The 2,861-nt window shown below is 62.4% G+C and carries 1 protein-coding gene and 1 pseudogene; both read left to right on the top strand.

Translation table 11 applies throughout. From position 1 onward, the window contains the following. The coding region (gene polA, locus MOV76_RS38785; RefSeq protein ID WP_247266555.1) for a DNA polymerase I at nucleotides 1-2,031 on the top strand (2,031 nt) is incomplete at its 5' end. A 171-nt stretch (nucleotides 2,032-2,202) separates the two neighbouring features. Next, nucleotides 2,203-2,861: pseudogene (locus tag MOV76_RS38790) on the top strand (DNA translocase FtsK); the annotation flags it as partial.

Consider the following 2,861-nt stretch of genomic DNA (forward strand, 5'->3'; position numbering starts at 1 on the left):
GAGCCCGAGACTGTTGCCGGCGGCATCCCCGACGTTTCGGGCGAATCTGTGCCGGTGCCGCCGCGCGCGAAGGCGAAGAGCGCCGTCGAAGGCGCCTTTTCGCCCGCCGATCTTGCCAAGGCGCGGGCCGAGGCCTTTGCGACGCTGCCCTTCGATCATTCGGCCTATGTCACGATCCGCGACCTGGCGACGCTCGACCGCTGGATCGCCGATGCGCGCGCTACCGGCCTCGTTGCTTTCGATACCGAGACCACGTCGCTGGATGCGATGCAGGCCGAACTCGTCGGCTTTTCGCTGGCGATCGCCGACAATACGGCCGATCCCACTGGCACGAAGATCCGCGCCGCCTATGTGCCGCTTGTCCATAAGAACGGCGTCGGCGATCTGCTCGGCGGCGGCCTTGCCGAAAACCAGATCCCGATGGGCGATGCCCTGCCGCGGTTGAAGGCATTGCTGGAGGACGAAGCGGTTCTCAAGGTCGCCCAGAACCTGAAATACGACTACCTGCTGTTGAAGCGCTACGGCATCGAGACCAGGAGTTTCGACGACACAATGCTGATCTCCTACGTGCTCGACGCCGGCACCGGCGCGCACGGCATGGATCCGCTCTCGGAAAAATTCCTCGGCCATACACCGATCCCGTACAAGGACGTGGCGGGCAGCGGCAAGGCGAATGTCACCTTCGATCTGGTCGATATCGACCGCGCCACCCACTATGCCGCCGAAGATGCCGACGTGACGCTGCGCCTCTGGCTGGTGCTGAAGCCCCGGCTGGCGGCAGCAGGGCTGACCAGCGTCTATGAACGGCTGGAGCGGCCGCTATTGCCCGTGCTTGCGCGTATGGAAGCGCGCGGCATCACCGTTGACCGGCAGATCCTGTCGCGGCTCTCCGGCGAGCTGGCCCAGGGTGCAGCAAGGCTGGAGGACGAGATCTACGTGCTGGCCGGCGAACGTTTCAATATCGGCTCGCCGAAGCAGCTGGGCGATATCCTGTTCGGCAAGATGGGCCTTTCCGGCGGCAGCAAGACGAAGACAGGCCAATGGTCCACCTCCGCGCAGGTGCTCGAGGATCTGGCCGCCGCCGGTTTCGAACTGCCGCGCAAGATCGTCGACTGGCGCCAGGTCACCAAGCTGAAATCCACCTATACCGACGCGCTTCCCGGCTATGTCCATCCGGAGACCAAGCGGGTCCACACCTCCTATTCGCTGGCATCGACGACCACGGGGCGTCTGTCCTCGTCCGAGCCGAACCTGCAGAACATTCCGGTGCGCACCGCAGAAGGCCGCAAGATCCGCACCGCCTTCATCTCGACGCCTGGCCACAAGCTGATCTCCGCCGACTACAGCCAGATCGAACTGCGCGTGCTTGCCCATGTGGCCGAGATCCCGCAGCTGACCAAGGCCTTCGAAGATGGCGTCGACATCCACGCCATGACGGCTTCGGAAATGTTCGGCGTGCCGGTGGAAGGCATGCCGGGCGAGGTGCGCCGCCGCGCCAAGGCAATCAATTTCGGCATCATCTACGGCATTTCGGCCTTCGGGCTTGCCAATCAGCTTTCGATCGAGCGTTCGGAAGCCGGCGACTATATCAAGAAGTATTTCGAGCGTTTCCCCGGCATCCGCGATTATATGGAAAGCCGAAAGGCAATGGCGCGCGACAAGGGTTATGTCGAAACGATCTTCGGTCGCCGCATCAACTATCCCGAAATCCGCTCTTCCAATCCATCCGTGCGCGCCTTCAACGAGCGTGCGGCGATCAATGCGCCGATCCAGGGTTCGGCTGCCGACGTCATCCGCCGGGCGATGATCAAGATAGAGCCGGCGCTTGTTGAAGTCGGCCTTGCCGATCGCGTCCGCATGCTGCTGCAGGTGCACGACGAACTCATCTTTGAGGTCGAGGACCAAGATGTCGAAAAGGCGATGCCGGTCATCGTCTCGGTGATGGAAAACGCCACCATGCCGGCGCTGGAAATGCGTGTGCCGCTGAGGGTCGATGCACGCGCCGCCACCAATTGGGACGAGGCGCACTAACGACTTCCCCAAAATTGGCAAAGATTTTTCTCACTGCCAGAACTCATTGAAAGTGCAGCGATTTATCCCAACGGGTCGTATCGGAACGATACGGCAGGAAGGAACTTATTAACCTTCCTTTTCTATCCCGGTAGGGTCGTAATTTGCAAAGCATGAGTGAGTAGCGGACGCATGCGTTTTCCCAGAACCAATTTGACTGATGCCGGAGATTTTTCCAGCGAGATTGAAACGGACCTTCCGGCGGAAAACCCAGGGGAGAAGCCGGCGCCACCCATCTGGCAGAGCAACTTTTCCCTCGCGCCGAATGTCCGTTTCACCCGTACGCCGGAAACGCTGATCAGCAGGCGGCGCGCGCCGAATGAGCCCGTTCGCGATGATTCGCAGATTGGACAGCAGGCGATACGGATAGAGCCGGTAGCCGTCGACGTGCCCTTCGATATCTATCTGCCGGGGCCGGACGAAATTTCCGCAGCACCGCACAGGGTCGAACTGCAGCAGTCACCGCTCGCTGACGAGACCATCGTGCCGGCCTTCCGTGCCACAGCCGAGCTTTCCTCCATTTCCGATTTCGCCTTCTGGGAAGTCATGGCCTTCGAAGCGGTGCCGGTTCGCGCGCCCGCCTTGGTGTCGTTCCCGAAGACCGAGACCTCGCCCGAGTCGATCACGTCGCTGTTCCGGGTCATGGAATGGCGTCCTGGCCGGTCGGCCCCTGCTCCCGTCACCTCCCGCCCGCTCCCGCAGCCCGCTGCGATCTCCGCAAAGGTCGCCGTGCGCCCTCCGGCCGCCCCGTCCCTGGAAAGGCCCAGGCGCATCGCTGTCGAGGCACCGGT

The organism is Rhizobium sp. PRIMUS64 (assembly GCF_023006465.1).
In the GTDB taxonomy this organism is placed as follows: domain Bacteria; phylum Pseudomonadota; class Alphaproteobacteria; order Rhizobiales; family Rhizobiaceae; genus Rhizobium; species Rhizobium leguminosarum.